Raw genomic sequence first — 14,810 nt, 5'->3', positions numbered from 1 at the left:
ACGGATCCGCGCGTTCTTAAAAACAACGAACAAAATAACGGGCTCCGCCGTCCCAGGCGGGGCCTTCCTTTTCGAAGGGCGACCGATTCACTGTATCAATCGGACGGCATCACTGTCGGGAGTTTATCGCAGGAGACCCTGGCCGCCGTCGATCCAGACTGGGCTTCCGGTCACGTGGCGAGCGCGGTCTGAGACCAGGAAACGGATGACCTCCGCCACGTCTTCGCTGCGCCCCGGCTGCCCGTCGGAGATAGGCACCTGTCCGTCCGGCCATTCAACGGGAATGGCCGTCTCTTCTTCGTGGCGCAGTTTCGTATTGTCGTCGATGTTCGTTTCGATCTCACCGGGACAGACAGCGTTGACGCGGATGTGGTGTTTGCCGAGCTCGAGCGCCAATTGCTGGACCATCGCAACCTGTGCTGCTTTGGTGGCGGTATAGGCTGTAGCGCCGGGCGTCGTAAAGGTCCTCGTGCCGTTGATCGAGGAAACAACCACGATGGACCCGCCGCCGCGCTGTTTCAGATGGGGGACGGTCAAGTGCAGGGTGAGAAAGGTGCCGCGCAGATTGACGGCGATCGTCTCGTCCCATTCGAACGGCTTCAGGTCGTCGATCGGAGCCCAGACTCCGTTAATACCGGCATTCGCGACAACGATGTCGAGATGACCGAACTTGCCGACGAGGCCGTTGACCGCATTGCGCATCTGCAGTTCGTCGGAAATGTCCGCCTCAAGCGCCATCGCCTCGCCGCCGGCCTTGGCGATTTCGCCGGCGACTGTCTCAACCTCCGATCCTGTGCGCCCCAGCGCTCCGATTTTCACGCCGTCCAAGGCGAGTGCCAGAGCAGTGGCTCGGCCGATGCCGGACCCGGCGCCGGTGACCAAGGCAACGGTGGATGTTCGGTTCATGGCTTACCGTTCTTAGCGCGGTCGGTCGGGATGGTGGAAACGGTGACCGAGACCGGATCACTGGCCGGGAATGTGTCCTCGAGGCCCTCGTCGAGCTGCCTTTCCATTTCGTCCGTGTCCTTGGCACCGCGGGCGCTGCGATGGAATTCCGGGCCGTTCTGGGACTCCTCGATCGCGTCGCAATCGGCGTCTGCGAGCTCGCGCATGACGGCTTGCGCCCTTTCGATGGCATTGAGCCGGTTGATGTTCGTGGCCGCATCATTGCGCATGGATACGGAGACGATCTCTCCTCCTTCGCCGACGAATTCCACCGTAAAGCCGGCTTTCCCGCCCTGTTCCGGGATGACCTGTGTACCAACGAGATGCATAAGGCGTCTCCTCTCACGATGCGCTGCAGCATTGCGCCGAATTGGCTCTGTGGTTGCCGTGGTTTCGTCAGGCAAACGGCTGCCGCGTGTTTTGGTTCCGATTAGCTCTTCCCAGACCCCGGCGTTCAGCGGCGCTGGATACCTTCTCCCGAAGTTCGTCGTCGTCCTGGTCGTGGGCGTGTTTCCGGAGGATCTCGGCCAGTCGTTTAAGCTCTTTTTCATCCAGCTTTTCGATTCCGACATAGCGGTTCTCCGCCGAGCTGGTGAGGATGAGTTCGTCGAGCTTTGCCTGAAGGGCCCGGCCGTCCCGGTTCTGCGTGTTCTGAAGGACGAAAACCATGAGAAAGGTGACGATCGTCGTGCCGGTATTGACGACGAGCTGCCACGTCTGGGAGAAACCGAAGATCGGACCTGTGACTGCCCAGGCGCCTATCAATGCAAGGGCAAGGACGAAAACGGCGGGGCGCCCGGCATATTCCGCCACCGCGCTGGCAAACCTGCTGAAACCATTGGCCTTTGGCATCGGGTACCCACGTTTGTTGATCCGCTGTTCAACACGCAAACCCTGCCAAGAGTTCCAATTCCTGCATCTTGAGTGAGTGCGGCCGCATGCGGTGCGGGGTTCAGGTCACGACATTGACCTGGGCCTCTTTCGCCGCCGCGACAAAGGCCGCCCTCGCCACATAGGCGGGGGAGTCGCGGTCGAGCACCGCCCGGCATATGTCGATTGCCGCCAGATAGGCCTGGCCATGGCTGGTCGGCCAGTGCTGCGTCAGTAGCTCGAATGCCTGACGGGTGTTGGATACCATGTGAATCTTTGAATTATCCGGCATCCGCACGGGTACACATTCATTCCAGGGGCCGGGGTCCATGACCACCCTCCTGCAGTGGCGCGACCGTCAGGAAGGCTTCACGTAAAGCGGCGATGAAGGCGGCGCGCGCGTCTTCAGGCCTCTTTCTACGCTTGAGTGCTGCGTTGCAGGCGCGTATTGCGCAACCGTAATAGGCACCGTCCCGCACCGGCCATTCGCTTTGAAGACAATGCATAGCGTCGAGCGGGCCGACAACGGTGCGGCATCTGCCGTCGAGCATGGTGATTTTGACGGGCCTGCTCCATGGAATCTCGTACATTTTTCTTCCTCGCCAGCCCGGAGCCGCCCAGCGCGCCTCCTCCATCCCGCTCTAATGGCTGCGGATCGATATATGTGCCTCTTCCGCTGCCTTTATGAAGGCCCTGCGGGCCTTCTCCGCTCCAACCTTGCCTTCGAGAGCCTGGAGACACACCCGCTTCGCCGCGGCCAGCGCGCGGCCGTCCCGCTGCGGCCAGCGCTGCGACAGGCATTCTACGGCCTCCCGCGTGCTTTTCACGTCGCGATATTTGCCTTCGGCTCCGAGTTCCAGTTCAACGCTCTTATCCCACCAGAAACAATGCATGACGCCAAGCCTCGCGGTTGTTGCCGGTCGGAAATAAAACTTGGGACATAGGCTTTTGGTTCCGCCGCAAGCGCGCGGCTGCCCCCTTGACGCACAGCGCGGCATCGCTAAGTAAGAAGCGTCCCGCTCTTGGACATCGGAATGCGGGATGAACATTGGTGCCGGGCCCCTCTGGCGAGAGTTTACGGCGCTCTCGTGATGTCGGTACCGCCAGCAAGTCACGCCGGCGGGTATAGCTACCATGAAAACTGATCTCATGCCTCACGCATGTGCCAATAGGCTTGTGCGCTTTTCCGCTTCCGGAAATTTCTCTTATGCGAACGCTTCCATGATGCGTGGCGGGGAGGTTCGCTCATGACCGGAGGCAGCACACAGACAAGCTCTCTCGGATACTTCAAATGGGCGTTCATCGTTACGGGTGCAGGGCTTCTGCTTGGCGCCTGGCTCGGCTGGCAGTCGACCGGGACCCTGGGCGGTATGATGACGGTGTTCTTCATCTGCACCGTGCTCGCGGTCCTCGAAATCTCGCTGTCCTTCGATAATGCCATCGTTAATGCCAACAAGCTCAAGGACATGACCCCGGTCTGGCAGCAGCGCTTCCTGACGTGGGGCATCCTCATCGCCGTTTTCGGCATGCGTATCGTGTTCCCTTTGTTGATCGTGGTCATCGCCGCGAGCATTGGTCCGATCGAGGCGGTCATTCTCGCTGCAACGCAGCCCGAGGAATATTCGCGCATCATGCACGAAGCGCATCTCCCGATCGCTGCCTTCGGCGGTACGTTCTTGATGATGGTCGGACTCACATACTTTTTCGACCATGAAAAGGACGTGCACTGGATTGCATGGCTGGAGAGCCGGATGGCGCGCTTTGCGACCATCAAGGGAGTCGAGATCGCCTTCGTTCTGGCGCTCATACTCGGCTTTTCGAAGCTGCTCGAAGCGGATGAAGCCGTCGTGTTCGTTCATGCCTGCGTCTACGGCCTCCTTACCTTCCTGGCCGTCGAAGTGGTCGGCGGCCTACTTGACGCTTCGCAGCAGACGATGAGCGCAGCGGCGAAGGGGGGATTTGGCGCTTTCCTCTATCTGGAAGTGCTCGACGCCAGCTTTTCCTTCGATGGGGTCATAGGCGCCTTCGCTTTGACCCAGAACCTTTTCATCATTGCCATCGGGCTCGGTATCGGCGCGATGTATGTCCGCTCCATGACGATCATGCTGGTCGAGAAGAAAACGCTCAGCGAATATCGTTATCTGGAACACGGCGCATTCTACGCCATCCTGATCCTTTCCGTGGTCATGTATTTCCAGACGCTGGTCCATATTCCAGAGGTCATTACTGGGCTCGGTGGGGCCGGCCTCATCGGCCTTTCCCTCTGGTCCTCGGTCCGACATAACCGGCGGGAAATGGAGCAGGTCGAGGACGACACGCGCGGACGGAGGCGCGTCGAGGCCTGAGCCACCGCGACCGCCTCGGCCTCGCAACGAGAGCAAAGACCCGGCGGGTTACGCCGGGTCTTTTTTTGCGAGCCCGCCGAGCATGCTGTCAGGCACATTTCTCCCGCCATGCCGGAAATGTGCCAAAATCTTCCGCAATTGGGGCGGTTCCCTGCAGCCGCGAGACGCTCGACGGCGGCGCTCAAGAAATGCCCGGAGGATTACCTTTGAACACCAGCCCCAACGATCTTGCGCTGATTGCGGTCATGCGCCGGTATTTCTCGCTGAAGGAGGAGGCGAGCGCATTGAAGGGGCGGCTTGAGGATGCGCGCAAGGCCGCCGGCGACGAGATCGACCCGTTCTATGATCCGCGTCGCAATGCGCCCCATGCCGAGGACATTCTGGTCTGGCACCGGCTCCGAAGGGAAATGGACGAACTGATGAGCCTCGCTGCGACCTGGGGACGGGGCGGCAGCATCGACGCATTTGCGCCGGCACCGGCGGCCGAGCCCGCATTTCCACCTGAGACCGGAGCGTCGATGGAGGAGTCATAGGACCCGGGGCGGGCGCCCTTGAGTCCTTAAACAGCCCGCTATGCAGCAGGCCACGCAGGGAACGATGGCCAAGGAGGCAAGTTTGGCGTACATCATTGTATCAGGAGGAACAACTCCTCATTGCGGAGCTCCGGAGTGTAGCGGACCCGATCAGGGACTGACAGGGGTCGTAGGATTGCCACTGCCTGGCAACCGGCGGCCGAGTGACGGAAAATGCGTTTGAAACCCGATTGCGAGATATCAGCCGGTGTCTGAGTTTATGGCTACATCCAACGGCAGGAATGCCGACCCAGCCTCTGCCTTGCGGGATTGCCGAACGGCTTTCATCGGTGTTGCCATCGCAAGCGCGCTCGTCAACGTTCTATACCTCACCGGGTCGTTCTTCATGCTCGAAGTCTACGATCGAATTCTGCCGAGCCGCAGCATTCCGTCCCTGGTTGCTCTCTCTCTTCTCGCGCTGCTGCTTTATGCCTTTCAGGGAGCCTTTGAGCTCGTTCGCGGGCGGATGCTGGTGCGCATCGCCGGTGCCCTCGACGAGAGCCTGAACGGTCGCATTTACCGCGCCATCGTGAAGGCGCCGCTGAAGCTCAGAATGCAGGGGGACGGTCTCCAGGCGCTGCGCGATTTCGATCAGGTTCGGTCGTTCCTGTCGGGTGCCGGCCCGGCCGCGCTCTTCGACCTGCCCTGGCTGCCCTTCTACATCGCGATCTGCTTTCTTTTCCACCCGGTCATCGGTTTGGTCGCGATCATCGGCGGCCTGGTCCTGATGTTGCTCACCTATCTCACCAACCGCGGCACCCAGGCGCCTGCCAGGAAAGCCTCGGAGGCCGGAGGGCTTCGCAACGCCTTCGCGCAGGCCTCCCAGCGCAATGCCGAGGTGGTTCATGCCATGGGAATGTCAGCGCGGCTGACGGCGATGTGGGAGAGGCGCAATACGGAGTTCCGCGATGAGAACCGCCGCACCTCCGATATCGGCAATGGCTACGGCGCGTTGTCGAAGGTCTTTCGCATGGCGCTGCAGTCCTGCGTTCTGGCGGCCGGCGCCGTTCTGGTGATACGAGGCGAAGCTTCGCCCGGGATCATCATTGCGGGCTCGATCCTGACAGCCCGGGCTCTTGCGCCCGTGGAACTTGCCATCGGCAACTGGCGCGGCCTCGTCGCAGCGCGCCAGAGCTGGCAACGCCTCAAGGAATTGCTCAAAGCCCTGCCGGAAGCCGATGCACCACTCCAGCTTCCGACCCCGCGCGATCGCCTCACCGTCGAAGGGCTGGCAAGCGGTCCGCCGGCGGCGCAGCGCCTCATCTTGTCGGATGTGAATTTCACGGTCGGTGCGGGCGGTGCCGTGGGAGTCATAGGACCGAGCGCTTCGGGAAAATCGTCTCTGGCGCGCGCGATCCTCGGTATATGGCCGGCCTATCGCGGCTCGGTTCGGCTGGACGGTGCAGCCCTCGATCAATGGGACAGCGATGAACTCGGGAAACACATCGGCTACCTGCCGCAGGACGTGGAACTGTTCGCCGGGACGATCGCGCAGAACATCTGCCGTTTTGCCGAAGACGCGACACCGGACGCGATCGTCGCCGCCGCAAAGGCGGCGCGCGTCAACGATCTGATCCTCCGGCTTCCGAACGGCTATGACACCGAGATCGGCGATGGCGGCATGACGCTCTCGGCCGGCCAGCGCCAACGGGTGGCTCTCGCGAGGGCCCTTTACGGCAATCCCTTTCTCGTCGTTCTCGACGAGCCCAATTCCAACCTCGACGCCGAGGGCGAGCAGGCGCTCAGCGAAGCGATCATGAGCGTGCGCAGCCGTGGCGGCATCGTCATCGTGGTCGCCCACCGGCCGAGCGCACTCGCAAGCGTCGATCTCGTGCTGATGATGAATGAAGGACGCATGCAGGCTTTCGGGCCCAAGGAGCAAGTCCTCGGTCAGGTACTTCGTCCGCAACAGGTGGAGCGACAGAATTCGCTGAAAATCGTTGCAGAAGGGCAGGAGGCGAAGCAATGAGGGGATGGCCCCAGGCGAAACCGACTGCACATCGGTCGCTCTCCCGGCATCTGATCGGCGTCTCGGTTCTTGCGCTCGCCCTCGTGGCGGGCGTCGGCGGCTGGGCCGCGACAACGGAACTGTCCAGCGCGATCGTCGCCGGCGGCGTCGTGGTCGTCGACGATAATGTCAAGAAAGTGCAGCATCTGACCGGCGGCATCGTCGGAGAGCTCCTGGTCAAGGAGGGCGATCGGGTTGAGGCCGGCCAGGTGCTGATCCGCCTCGACGGCACGACGGTACGCGCCAATCTCGCGATCATCGAAGGCACGCTGGCACAATTCTATGCCCGCCGTGCCCGGCTGCTGGCCGAACGGATCGGTGCCGCATCCTTCGAGATAGAAGAAGATCTCGCCGAGTTCATCTCCGGCACGGCGGCGGCGAAGCTCATCGACGGCGAACAGAGGCTCTTCGCGAACCGTCGCTCGGCCCTGTTGGGCATGAAGGGTCAGCTCGATTCGAGAAAGGCGCAGCTTGCCGACGAGACCGAGGGTCTGACGGTACAGTTGAACGCGATCGAGGACGCGCTGAAGCTGATCGCGGAGGAACTGACCGGGGTCGACTCGCTTTTCGGTCAGGGGCTCGTGCCGATGCAACGCGTTACGACGCTGAAGCGCCAGCGCGCGGAACTCGAGGGTGGGCGTGGCCGACATATCGCGGCCCGCGCCCAGGCGCGCGGCAAGTCGAGCGAGATCGACCTGCAGATCCTGCAGCTCGATGAGGACCGGCGCACCGAAATTTCCAAGGAACTGACCGACGTCGAAGCCAAGATCGCAGAATATGAGGAACGCCGCACGGCGGCCGCCGACCAGTTGCGCCGCCTCGACATCACCGCCCCGCTTTCCGGGCGCATCTACCAGCTGGCAATTCACACGGTCAATGGCGTCATCAATCCGGGTGAAACGCTGATGCTCGTCGTACCGGAGGTCGACGACCTGACCGTCGAGGCGAAGGTAGCGACCCATGACATCGACCAGATCCGTGTCGGCCAATCGGTTGAAATCCGCTTCAGTGCCTTCAATCAGCGCACCACCCCTGAAGTGGAGGCCGAAGTGGTGACGGTCGCGCCGGATCTCGTCACCGACGAGCGCACCGGAGCCAGCTACTATCCCCTGCGCATTCGCCCGAAGACGGAGAGCCTCGCCAAGCTGAAGGGGCTTTCGCTCTATCCGGGCATGCCGGCGGAAGTGTTCATCAAGATCGCCGACCGTACGGTGATCTCCTATTTGACTAAGCCGCTCACGGATCAGATGCGGCATGCCTTCCGGGAAGATTGAGTCGGCAGGTGCGATATCAGAAGCGTCGGTGCGACTGCGTCAGCGAGAGCGGATAGCGGGTCGGATGATAGGCCGCGGCGCTGATGTTTACGGTACGGTTGTGGCTGTCATAGGCAATCTGATCCAGCGTCAGCACGGCGGCCGGCCGATCGAGCTGGAGGAGGGAGGCCTCGAGGTCGGATGCAAGCCTCGCGCTCAGCGTCGATTGTCCGCGTGACGGAAGGATGCCGTAGCGATTCTCGAACTCATCGTAAAGCGACCTGTTTTCGACCGTCCAGTCGATGTCGAGGATGCCAGGAGTCAGCGAGGCGGAGAACCAATCCCTCTGCACGACCACCGGCACGCCATCGAGGAGGCGGAGTCTTTCCAGAAACACTACCTCTGCCCCGGTCGGGAGTGAAAGCGGTCTCGCAACTTCCGGGTCGGCCCGTGCGATCTCCGCCCTGAGAAGCCGCATGCCCGGCTTTCGGTTGTTGGCATGGGCCGTCTGGGTGAAGCTGCGAACCACCTCCAGTTCGTAGACCGGAGCGGGCTCGGTTACGTAGATACCCTTTCCGGGCCGCGTTTGCAGATAACCGAGGTTTTCGAGTTCCTTGATCGCCTGGCGCACGGTGATGCGGCTGACGCCGTAAACTGCCACGAGTTCCCGCTCCGACGGGAGCTTGTCGTTTACCGCCAATTCGCGACGCTCGATCATGCCTCTCAGAAGATTTCGCAGTTGCGCGTAAAGCGCATCCGGATGATTGCGGTCGATCGGCCTTTCGTCCGGGAGGTTTTCCTGTCGTGCCATGCTCTCTGGTTTCAGCGCGGGTTTCGGGATGATGAATTGCATTGCACCTGCCCGGGCCGAAGACAAGTGGTGAACAGCGTTCGCCAGCATGCCGATGCTCCGGCAACGGGCATGGCAAACGAAAGAAAACCAGCGCCGCCATGAATTGACATAACTGGTTATATCCAGTAGCGATACCACGAGCGGAACGGCGGAGTAAAGAATGAAACTGACCTTGATCGGCGGCGGCGGCGTCCGGGCGCCCCTTTTTGTCGGCTCGGCCCTCAGGCGCGCGGAAAGAAGCGACCTGACCGAGATCTGTCTGCAGGACATCAATGAACGGAAACTCGAACTCTTCGGGCGCATAAGTCAGGAACTGGCGCGTCGCATGCAGTCTCCCGTCCGGATCACAATGGCCGCCGACGCCGAGCGCGCGCTCGAAGGGGCGAGTTACGTCGTTACGACGGTTCGCCCGGGCGACGAGGATGGGCGCATCAAGGATGAGCGCATTGCGTTGGCCCATGGGGTGCTCGGCCAGGAAACGACCGGCCCCGGCGGCTTCGCCATGGCGCTACGCAGCATTCCGGTCATCCTGAAATATGCCGAGATCCTGAAGAACGTCAGTCCGGATGCGTGGCTGTTCAACTTCACCAATCCGGCGGGACTCGTGACCCAGGCGCTACAAGACGAAGGTTATCATCGCACCGTCGGCATTTGTGACGGGGCGAACGGGGCGCAGGAAGCGCTGGCGCGCTGGTACAAGGTGCCGCAGAACGACGTGCACTGCGAGGTTTATGGCCTGAACCATCTTTCCTTTACGCGACGCGCGACGATCGACGGCAGGGAAGTTCTTCAGCCGCTGCTCGATGACGACGGATTCATTCGCTCCACATCGCAGCGAATGTTCGATGCGGGCCTGATCAGAAGCCAGCGCAACTGGATCAACGAATATCTCTACTATTATTATTATGCGGAGAAGGCGGTCGAGGCGCTCAAGGCTGATGCGCGCACGCGCGGCGAGGAGGTCAAGGACCTGAACGCGGCACTGATCACCCGGCTCAGCGCCATGGATATGGATGCCGATGCCGAGGCGGCTCTTGCTGCTTACTACGCCTACGAGCGGCGGCGCAACGCCACCTACATGCATTACGCGCTGGCAGACGCCCCCAGCATGGAAGAGGCCGACAGGCTTGTCGAGGGCCTCGCCGCCGGGGAGACGGGTGAGGAGGGAGAGGGCTATGCCGGTGTCGCGCTCAACCTCGTCGATGCGCTGCAGACCGGAAAAGCGTGCTATAGCGGCCTGAACGTGCGCAACGAAGGTGCCATCGAAGGCTTGCGGGACGACGATGTCGTCGAGGTGAGCTGCGTGGTGGGCCAGGACGGCATTCGGCCGATGAAGATCGGTGCCATGCCGGAAGCGCAGGCGCAGCTCGTCCATAGTGTGAAGCGCTACGAGCGGCTGGCCGTGCGGGCGATCAGGCAACGCAGCCGCGATCTCGCCGTACAGGCGCTCATGGCTCATCCCCTGGTGCTTTCCTACTCGCGCGCGGTGCCTCTCGTCGATGAATATCTCGCGGCACATGCTGAATTCGCAGGGGAATGGTCGTGAACGACAACGGCGTCCGTTCCCGCTACGACGTTATGGTGGTCGGAGAGTACTACTTCGACCTTATCTTCCGCGGGCTCCCGGAAGTACCGAAGATCAGCGCCGATCTCTGGGCGGAGGAGTTCGAGTGGGTTCCCGGTGCCGCCTATTCGACGGCGCTGGGCTTTGCGCGGCTCGGAACGAGCGCCGGTTGGTGGTGTCAATTCGGCACCGATATCTTCAGCCGCATGATCGTCGATCAAGCCCGCAGCGAGAATATAGATGATCGCCTCTTCATCCATCTCGACAGGCCGCTGCGCCGCGTCAGTGCAGCTTTTTCCTTCGCGCACGACCGCGGATTCATCAGCTACGCCGAAGAGCCCGATCCCCTGCCGACGCCTGAGGATCTGGCGCGGATCAGGCCGCGCATATTGCTTCTTCAGGGCTTCTCGCTCGACGATGAACGGGGGCGGCTTATCGAGGCGGCGCGCAGCCTCGGTATCACCGTCTGCTCCGACTGTCAGCATGTCGACTATCGGCTGTCGACCCCCGGAATGGAGGAGATGCTGGGGCTGATCGACGTCTTTCTGCCGAACGCATCGGAAGCAAAGGCGCTGACGGGCGAAGACGACGTGGAGCGCGCGCTTTCATCGATCGCCCGCTTCTGTCCGACTGTCGTCATCAAGTGCGGAGCGGATGGAGCGATTGCCGCCTCCAAAGGGCGGACGACCCGAATGCCGGCGCTCGCCGTCGCCGTATTCGATACCACGGGCGCAGGCGACAGTTTCAACGCCGGCTTCGTTCACGGGCTATTGACCGAGCCTGATATCGAGGGCGCCATCGAGCTCGGTGTGATCTGCGGCTCGCTGGCAGTGACGGGATACGGCGGCCGCAACCTGCCTTTCAAAGAGGATCTGACGCAATATCGGCGGCGGGAGCCGCGATATAGCTTGCGTTCACAAGAGAACAAATGAGGGAACGAACATGAAGCATCTTTTGAAAACACTGGCAGGTATGACCGTCATTGCCGTCGTATCCGCCTTTCCCGCAAAGGCGGATACCGTTTCGATGTTTTGCTCGGCGACCGACTACGAGCTTTGCGAGAAGGCTGTCCAGAAATGGACGAAAGAAACCGGCCATGACGTGAAACTCAACCGGATGCCGCAGAACCTCGACGACGCCATTCCGATCTATCAGCAATTGTTCGCGGCCCAGTCGTCCGACATGGATGTCCTCTACATCGACGTCATCTGGCTGGGTATGTTCAAGGATCATCTCCTCGACCTGACGTCTCTCGTACCTGAGGAGGAGGTGAAGGCGCATTTCGCCTCTGCCGCGGATGCGGCGCGCCTCGACGGCAAGCTCCTGTCGATGCCTTTCTACATCGACACCGGCCTGATGTTCTATCGTAAGGACCTGCTGGAGAAGTACGGCAAGCAGCCTCCGAAGACCTGGGACGAACTGACGGCGACCGCCAAGGAGATTCAGGATGCGGAACGCAAGGTCGGCAGTCCGGATATATGGGGCTATGCCTGGCAGGGCCGGAGCTATGAGGGCCTGACCTGCGATGCGCTGGAGTGGATCGCTTCGGCCGGCGGCGGCACGATCCTTTCCGACGACGGAGAGGTGACAATCAACAATCCCAAGACGGAGGCGGCTTTGAGCCGTGCGCGCGGCTGGATCGGGACGATTTCGCCTGAGGGGGTTCTGAACTACGATGAGGAAAACTCGCGTGCCCTCTTCGAGAGCGGCAATGCCGTCTTTCACCGGAACTGGCCTTATGTGTGGGGAACGTCGCAGGCCGAAGGCGGCAAGCTCGTCGGCAAGGTCGGGGTGAGCGCGCTTCCGGTGGGTGCGGAAGGCCAGAAGTCGAGCGGTGCGCTCGGTACCGCCTATCTCGGCGTTTCCAAATATTCCAAGAATCCGGAGCTTGCAGCGGAGCTGCTGCGCTACATGGTAGGTGCGGAAGACCAGAAGATGCGTGCAATCGAAGGCGGCTACAATCCGACCGTGGAGGCGCTCTACGAAGACGCCGATGTGCTGGCGAAGATTCCGTTCCTCGGCATGGCGAAGACCGCGTTCGAAGAATCGGTCGCGCGTCCCTCGGCAGCCACGGGCAAGAACTATAATCGTGTTTCCCGTACCTTCTACCGGGCGGTTCACGACATCATCTCCGGCAAGGACGATGTCGCGAAGGAACTCGCCGATCTCGAGCGACGCCTCGAACGCGACGTTAAAGCGAAATGACGAGAGCGGCGCCCTCGGCCGGTCGGGGGCGCCGCATCGACACGGTGGCGCGGGCCGCGCTGCCGTGAAAGGCCTGAAGAACTGGCGGGACAATCGGAAACCGTCCCCGTCAGCAAGTGCGCAGTCGTAAAGCCTTGGATGGTTCGATGTTCGAATGGAACAGAAAACCGTTCTGGAAGGAAAATGGAATGGCTTCGGTCACCCTGAGGAATGTCAGCAAGACCTTCGGTACCTATGACGTGATCCGGTCCATCGACCTCGAGATCGAGGACGGCGAATTCGTCGTCTTCGTCGGTCCGTCCGGTTGCGGGAAGTCGACGCTTTTGCGATTGATTGCCGGTCTCGTCCCGGTTTCCGGCGGCGACGTATTTATCGGTGGCGACCAGGTGACGGATGTGCCCGCTTCGAAGCGAGGACTTGCCTTCGTCTTCCAGTCCTATGCGCTCTACCCCCATATGAACGTCGCGCGGAACATCGGCTTCGCGCTCGAAACGGCGCGGCTCGGCAAAGACGAGATGCGGCGCCGTGTCGCGAGGGTCGCCGACATGCTGAAGATCGGCCATCTGCTCGAGCGGCGGCCGCGCCAGCTTTCCGGCGGTCAGCGGCAGCGCGTCGCGATCGGTCGAGCGCTGGTCGGCCAGCCGGAGGTTTTCCTCTTCGATGAGCCGCTTTCCAATCTCGACGCGGACCTGCGCATGGAAATGCGCTTCGAGATCGCCAAGCTGCATGCCGACGTCAGGACGACGATGATCTATGTCACCCACGATCAGACGGAAGCGATGACGCTCGCCGACCGGATCGTGATCCTCAATCACGGGAAGATCGAGCAGGTGGGGCGGCCTCGCGCGCTGTACGACCGGCCGGCAAATCGCTTCGTTGCCGGGTTCCTCGGCAGTCCGAGGATGAATTTCGCCCCTTTGGAGACGGCCGGTGCGGCCGTTTCGATGCTCAGGGGTGCAGGCGGCTTCACCTATGCGGCCGATCTCGCTGCGGCAGAAGGAACGCCCGTCGAGCTCGGATTGCGGCCGGAAAGTCTGCAGCTCGTCGGTGCGGATGTGAAGGGCGCCATACGCGGAACCTTCGAGCGGATGGAGGATCTCGGCTACGAATATCTCTGCTATGTGCGTCTCACCGAAACGCTGGTCTGGACGATCCGTGCGACGGGGAGCCCGCCGCAAATCACGCCCGGCGAGCCCGTCGGCCTGACCTGGCAGCCGGAAAGCCTCTACCTCTTCGGAGAGGATGGCAGGCGCATCGACCACCGCACGAGCATTCCGCTGTCCCTTGGAGCGTCGTCGTGAACGCCGCCCGCCGGATGGAGCGCCAGCAGCACCGCACCGCATGGCTCTTCCTGCTTCCCTTGCTGCTGACGCTGGCCGCGGTAGCGATATGGCCGCTCGGCCGCAGCATTTTCTTCTCCTTCACCGACGCCTACCTCGATGCGCCCTCGGACTACGGATTTGTAGGTTTTGACAACTTCGTGGAGGTAGCCGACGATCCGGTGTTCTGGGGCGCCGTTACGAACACATTGGTTTTCACGCTCGTATCCGTCGCTCTGGAGACACTCCTTGGGCTTGCCATCGCCTTGCTCCTTCACCGTGCCTTTCTCGGCCGCGGCATCGTCAGGGCTGCGATCCTCATCCCCTGGGCGATGCCGATGGTCGTCTCGGCGCGCATTTGGGAATGGATGCTCAACGACCAGTTCGGCCTGATCAACAAGCTTCTCGTCGCACTGGGACTCGTTGAAAAGGGTATCGCCTGGACAGCCGACCCGTCCTTGATTCTTGGAACGGTGATCTTCATCGATGTCTGGGTGACGACGCCGTTCATGGTGCTTCTCATTCTGGCCGGCCTGCAACTGATCCCCGAGGAAATATACGAGGCGGCGGAGGTTTCCGGCGTGCCCCACTGGAAGCGCTTCTGGTCCATAACCCTGCCGCTCGCCATGCCGGCGATCGGCGTTGCCATCCTTTTCCGCTCGCTCGACGCGCTTCGCATGTTCGACTTGAGCTATGTGCTCGCGGCAAACAACGAAAACACCATGACGATGTCGATCTATGCGCGCGATCAACTTATCAGTTTTCAGGACCTCGGCCTTGGAGCCGCTGCATCCACATGGGTGTTCATGATCATCGGGATGATCGCTATCGTTATCGTCGGCCTCTTGCGCCTCGATCGGGCGGCGGGTTGAGAAG

Annotated in this window: 16 protein-coding genes; 9 read left to right on the top strand and 7 right to left on the bottom strand. The window is 61.6% G+C overall.

Translation table 11 applies throughout. The annotated features are described in order from the left end of the window. Positions 1–123 precede the first annotated feature (123 nt). The 6 genes from FB009_RS01055 to FB009_RS32600 form a co-directional block, all read right to left on the bottom strand. On the bottom strand, positions 124–906 hold the full coding sequence (locus tag FB009_RS01055; protein ID WP_012061320.1) for an SDR family oxidoreductase: 783 nt from the start codon (positions 904–906) through the stop codon (positions 124–126). After that, positions 903–1,274: a hypothetical protein gene (locus tag FB009_RS01050; protein ID WP_024311185.1), complete on the bottom strand. Its 372-nt coding sequence runs from the start codon at positions 1,272–1,274 to the stop codon at positions 903–905. Before FB009_RS01050 ends, FB009_RS01055 begins: the two co-directional genes overlap by 4 nt. A 67-nt stretch (positions 1,275–1,341) precedes the next feature. Further along, the gene (locus FB009_RS01045) at positions 1,342–1,797 is read right to left on the bottom strand and encodes a low affinity iron permease family protein (RefSeq protein ID WP_012061322.1); all 456 of its coding nucleotides are present in this window, start codon (positions 1,795–1,797) and stop codon (positions 1,342–1,344) included. Between the two features lie 100 nt (positions 1,798–1,897). Beyond that, entirely contained in the window at positions 1,898–2,146 is a 249-nt protein-coding gene (locus tag FB009_RS01040; RefSeq protein ID WP_012061323.1) for a DUF982 domain-containing protein, read from the bottom strand. Next, entirely contained in the window at positions 2,124–2,405 is a 282-nt protein-coding gene (locus FB009_RS01035; RefSeq protein WP_012061324.1) for a DUF982 domain-containing protein, read from the bottom strand. Before FB009_RS01035 ends, FB009_RS01040 begins: the two co-directional genes overlap by 23 nt. A 51-nt stretch (positions 2,406–2,456) precedes the next feature. Then, complete coding sequence (locus FB009_RS32600; RefSeq protein WP_024311186.1) at positions 2,457–2,708, bottom strand: DUF982 domain-containing protein; 252 nt, start codon at positions 2,706–2,708, stop codon at positions 2,457–2,459. Between the two features lie 354 nt (positions 2,709–3,062). Between FB009_RS32600 and FB009_RS01025 the strand changes: the two genes are divergently transcribed. The 4 genes from FB009_RS01025 (at position 3,063) to FB009_RS01010 (ending at position 8,014) form a co-directional block, all read left to right on the top strand. Then, the gene (locus tag FB009_RS01025) at positions 3,063–4,160 is read left to right on the top strand and encodes a DUF475 domain-containing protein (protein WP_012061326.1); all 1,098 of its coding nucleotides are present in this window, start codon (positions 3,063–3,065) and stop codon (positions 4,158–4,160) included. A 206-nt stretch (positions 4,161–4,366) separates the two neighbouring features. Then, complete coding sequence (locus FB009_RS01020; RefSeq protein ID WP_012061327.1) at positions 4,367–4,693, top strand: hypothetical protein; 327 nt, start codon at positions 4,367–4,369, stop codon at positions 4,691–4,693. A 259-nt stretch (positions 4,694–4,952) separates the two neighbouring features. Beyond that, on the top strand, positions 4,953–6,701 hold the full coding sequence (locus FB009_RS01015) for a type I secretion system permease/ATPase (RefSeq protein WP_012061328.1): 1,749 nt from the start codon (positions 4,953–4,955) through the stop codon (positions 6,699–6,701). After that, on the top strand, positions 6,698–8,014 hold the full coding sequence (locus FB009_RS01010) for an HlyD family type I secretion periplasmic adaptor subunit (RefSeq protein ID WP_018011961.1): 1,317 nt from the start codon (positions 6,698–6,700) through the stop codon (positions 8,012–8,014). The genes FB009_RS01015 and FB009_RS01010 overlap by 4 nt, the downstream gene beginning before the upstream one ends. A gap of 16 nt (positions 8,015–8,030) precedes the next feature. Here FB009_RS01010 and FB009_RS01005 read toward each other — a convergent pair whose 3' ends face one another. Beyond that, positions 8,031–8,804, bottom strand: a complete 774-nt coding sequence (locus tag FB009_RS01005) for a GntR family transcriptional regulator (RefSeq protein WP_012061330.1) — start codon at positions 8,802–8,804, stop codon at positions 8,031–8,033. Positions 8,805–9,006: 202 nt separating this feature from the next. On the opposite strand from FB009_RS01005, the gene FB009_RS01000 reads away from it, so the two are divergent. The 5 genes from FB009_RS01000 (at position 9,007) to FB009_RS00980 (ending at position 14,806) form a co-directional block, all read left to right on the top strand. After that, entirely contained in the window at positions 9,007–10,392 is a 1,386-nt protein-coding gene (locus FB009_RS01000) for a family 4 glycosyl hydrolase (RefSeq protein ID WP_024311187.1), read from the top strand. Then, positions 10,383–11,342, top strand: coding sequence for a carbohydrate kinase family protein (locus tag FB009_RS00995; protein ID WP_024311188.1), 960 nt, complete (start codon positions 10,383–10,385; stop codon positions 11,340–11,342). Before FB009_RS01000 ends, FB009_RS00995 begins: the two co-directional genes overlap by 10 nt. Before the next feature lie 10 nt (positions 11,343–11,352). Continuing rightward, a complete protein-coding gene (locus FB009_RS00990) occupies positions 11,353–12,615 on the top strand; it encodes an ABC transporter substrate-binding protein (protein WP_024311189.1) in 1,263 nt (420 codons plus the stop codon). Between the two features lie 188 nt (positions 12,616–12,803). After that, complete coding sequence (locus FB009_RS00985) at positions 12,804–13,916, top strand: ABC transporter ATP-binding protein (protein ID WP_024311190.1); 1,113 nt, start codon at positions 12,804–12,806, stop codon at positions 13,914–13,916. Next, complete coding sequence (locus FB009_RS00980; RefSeq protein ID WP_101804886.1) at positions 13,913–14,806, top strand: carbohydrate ABC transporter permease; 894 nt, start codon at positions 13,913–13,915, stop codon at positions 14,804–14,806. Before FB009_RS00985 ends, FB009_RS00980 begins: the two co-directional genes overlap by 4 nt. Positions 14,807–14,810 lie beyond the last annotated feature (4 nt).

The sequence above is a fragment of the Sinorhizobium medicae genome, assembly GCF_007827695.1.
Taxonomy (GTDB): Bacteria; Pseudomonadota; Alphaproteobacteria; order Rhizobiales; family Rhizobiaceae; genus Sinorhizobium; species Sinorhizobium medicae.
This window is presented reverse-complemented; position numbering and strand designations above follow the sequence as displayed.

Excerpts from the sequence above, each read along its gene's own strand:
- FB009_RS01005 (WP_012061330.1), bottom strand. The coding sequence starts at position 8,804 with ATGGCACGACAGGAAAACCTCCCGGACGAAAGGCCGATCGACCGCAAT.
- FB009_RS01050 (WP_024311185.1), bottom strand. The coding sequence starts at position 1,274 with ATGCATCTCGTTGGTACACAGGTCATCCCGGAACAGGGCGGGAAAGCC.
- FB009_RS01000 (WP_024311187.1), top strand. The coding sequence starts at position 9,007 with ATGAAACTGACCTTGATCGGCGGCGGCGGCGTCCGGGCGCCCCTTTTT.
- FB009_RS01055 (WP_012061320.1), bottom strand. The coding sequence starts at position 906 with ATGAACCGAACATCCACCGTTGCCTTGGTCACCGGCGCCGGGTCCGGC.
- FB009_RS00995 (WP_024311188.1), top strand. The coding sequence starts at position 10,383 with ATGGTCGTGAACGACAACGGCGTCCGTTCCCGCTACGACGTTATGGTG.
- FB009_RS01040 (WP_012061323.1), bottom strand. The coding sequence starts at position 2,146 with ATGGACCCCGGCCCCTGGAATGAATGTGTACCCGTGCGGATGCCGGAT.
- FB009_RS01045 (WP_012061322.1), bottom strand. The coding sequence starts at position 1,797 with ATGCCAAAGGCCAATGGTTTCAGCAGGTTTGCCAGCGCGGTGGCGGAA.
- FB009_RS01025 (WP_012061326.1), top strand. The coding sequence starts at position 3,063 with ATGACCGGAGGCAGCACACAGACAAGCTCTCTCGGATACTTCAAATGG.
- FB009_RS01015 (WP_012061328.1), top strand. The coding sequence starts at position 4,953 with ATGGCTACATCCAACGGCAGGAATGCCGACCCAGCCTCTGCCTTGCGG.
- FB009_RS32600 (WP_024311186.1), bottom strand. The coding sequence starts at position 2,708 with ATGCATTGTTTCTGGTGGGATAAGAGCGTTGAACTGGAACTCGGAGCC.
- FB009_RS01035 (WP_012061324.1), bottom strand. The coding sequence starts at position 2,405 with ATGTACGAGATTCCATGGAGCAGGCCCGTCAAAATCACCATGCTCGAC.
- FB009_RS00985 (WP_024311190.1), top strand. The coding sequence starts at position 12,804 with ATGGCTTCGGTCACCCTGAGGAATGTCAGCAAGACCTTCGGTACCTAT.
- FB009_RS01010 (WP_018011961.1), top strand. The coding sequence starts at position 6,698 with ATGAGGGGATGGCCCCAGGCGAAACCGACTGCACATCGGTCGCTCTCC.
- FB009_RS00990 (WP_024311189.1), top strand. The coding sequence starts at position 11,353 with ATGAAGCATCTTTTGAAAACACTGGCAGGTATGACCGTCATTGCCGTC.